The organism is Okeania sp. SIO3I5 (assembly GCF_010672085.1).
Lineage (GTDB): Bacteria > Cyanobacteriota > Cyanobacteriia > Cyanobacteriales > Microcoleaceae > Trichodesmium.
Genome location: NZ_JAAHHT010000118.1, coordinates 25,645 through 27,568 on the forward strand (window position 1 = coordinate 25,645; position 1,924 = coordinate 27,568).

A 1,924-nucleotide genomic window follows, 5' to 3' on the forward strand; every position below is an offset into this window, starting at 1 on the left:
CAAAATCATCCAAAAATCTCAAAAACTACAACGTTGCAGTTTGGGGTCTTACCCCTCATAGCGCCAAAAAATCAGAAAACATTACCGTAGGGGTTTGCTCTCCAAACCCTCATCTCAAATCAAGTTGCACAAAGCGATCGCCTGCTTCTAGACTAACATTAGCAAAATAACTAGAAATTTCATCTAAACCGCGAATAGCTGCTTGAGAAAGACTATATTTACAGCAGTCGCCATTACTTGTTAGAACATTCTCAAATTCTAAAACATAGTCATAGCAAGAAATTAACTTCTGACTTCTGATTTCTGACTTCTTATCCTCTCGCATCTGCTGAAATTTTGCTTTTAATTGTGCAATAACAATTTCTGCTTCATAAAACCGATATAAAACGTCATAACATGACATTTTACTGTTTACTTCCTGCTGTACGGACGTTCGCATTTTCGTTATGGAACGTCCCTACTTTGTTTTGGATCGTCTTGTCTATTCCGGTAGTTTCTGTCTTTCTTTTCTAAGATTCTTCCCCTTTTTCATAAATCTTCAATAGTTACCAATCCACCTTCAGTAAACTGAATTACCAATTCTGCTTCTTCTAACATCGCCGTACCCAATAAAGGTTGTCTCCCAGTTCCCCAAACTCGAACTATTCTTTCTTCACCATTCCAGAGAATAATTGCTTCATAAACGGGTAACATAACTTCTGTATTATCAGCTAAATTAGCAGGCAAAGTAAACTTAAAAGGTAAACCTAACAAATCAACAACTTCACTAGGTAAGCATAGTTCATCTGTAAACCCAGTATCAATCACAAACTGAATGGAAAAATCAGGATTATTAGGGAGACGAAATGGTATTGATACTGTAGGACGTCCATTATTAACAATACCAGAAATCATTCGCTAACACGCTCCATATTACCACCAAAAGACGCAGCCACATTATATCCAATACGAATGCCAAATAATCTAGCTAGGGGATTTTTTTCATAGAGATAATCTGCTGCTTTTAAACCATTTTTATCAACAGAATAATCCCCCGTTTCAATATCAATAATCACCATTTTGCCTATATTTTCTGGTGTTTCAACAGCAGCGCGGATACTATTTTGATAAACCTGTTTACCAATCTTGCCAACTTCTTCATAACTTAATAAGAGTGTTTCCATAAATATTATGCTCCAAAAAAAGGGTTGTTTATTTATAATAGCAGAAGTAAGAATAAATTAGCTATAGCAATTCTTTAATCTGCGAGGTACAGATATTCGATCCCCCCTAACCCCTCTTAAGAAGGGGGGAACTTCAAAGTCCCCCTTGAAAAGGGGAATTTAGGAGGATCGTAAATTGCTATATTTCATATAAAATCCGGTAGTATTGGTACAATTCAATATTGTCAAAGTTTGGAGACCAAATTGTTAGGGTTTGGAGACCAAACCCCTACCAAACAAAAAAAGATAAATGAGCGATCGCTATTCCGATCGACTAACAATTTCGATCCCCCCTAACCCCCCAAAAGAGAAGGGGGGAACTTCAAAGTCCCCCTTTTCAAGGGGGATTTAGGGGGATCGTAAATTGCTATATTTCATATAAAATCCGGTAGTATTGGTACAATTGAATATTGTCAGAGTTTGGAGACCAGAGACCAAATTGTTAGGGTTTGGAGACCAAACCCCTACCAAACAAAAAAAGATAAATGAGCGATCGCTATTCCGACTAGCTAACAATTTAGTTATTATTATTTTTGGATTCAAGGAGCATTTAAAAATGGCTTACAGTGATTTTAAAACTATTAATCAAGCTCAAGCTACTTTTGATCTTAGTATTAATATGGTTAATTTGTTTCCTAATATCGAGTTAGTTGAACCGAGTGAATATTTGAAAATGACTCTGAAACGTAATCTCAAAGTTGCTTTTGATAATAATACTGAAA

Annotated in this window: 4 protein-coding genes; 1 reads left to right on the forward strand and 3 read right to left on the reverse strand. The window is 36.0% G+C overall.

Annotated features, from left to right (window positions below; genetic code table 11):
• Positions 1-109 precede the first annotated feature (109 nt).
• From F6K40_RS23510 to F6K40_RS23520, 3 genes are all read right to left on the reverse strand, one after another.
• Positions 110-403, reverse strand: a complete 294-nt coding sequence (locus tag F6K40_RS23510) for a hypothetical protein (protein WP_293139525.1) — start codon at positions 401-403, stop codon at positions 110-112.
• Positions 404-528: 125 nt separating this feature from the next.
• Positions 529-894, reverse strand: a complete 366-nt coding sequence (locus F6K40_RS23515; protein WP_293139526.1) for a clan AA aspartic protease — start codon at positions 892-894, stop codon at positions 529-531.
• Positions 891-1,163, reverse strand: a complete 273-nt coding sequence (locus F6K40_RS23520; protein WP_293139527.1) for a hypothetical protein — start codon at positions 1,161-1,163, stop codon at positions 891-893. Before F6K40_RS23520 ends, F6K40_RS23515 begins: the two co-directional genes overlap by 4 nt.
• Before the next feature lie 433 nt (positions 1,164-1,596).
• On the opposite strand from F6K40_RS23520, the gene F6K40_RS23525 reads away from it, so the two are divergent.
• On the forward strand, positions 1,597-1,924 hold a 328-nt coding region (locus F6K40_RS23525), incomplete at its 3' end, for a hypothetical protein (RefSeq protein WP_375340593.1).

What these genes read in the sequence shown, in the direction of transcription:
- F6K40_RS23510 (WP_293139525.1), bottom strand. Translation starts at nt 403, where the DNA reads ATGTCATGTTATGACGTTTTATATCGGTTTTATGAAGCAGAAATTGTT.
- F6K40_RS23515 (WP_293139526.1), bottom strand. Translation starts at nt 894, where the DNA reads ATGATTTCTGGTATTGTTAATAATGGACGTCCTACAGTATCAATACCA.
- F6K40_RS23520 (WP_293139527.1), bottom strand. Translation starts at nt 1,163, where the DNA reads ATGGAAACACTCTTATTAAGTTATGAAGAAGTTGGCAAGATTGGTAAA.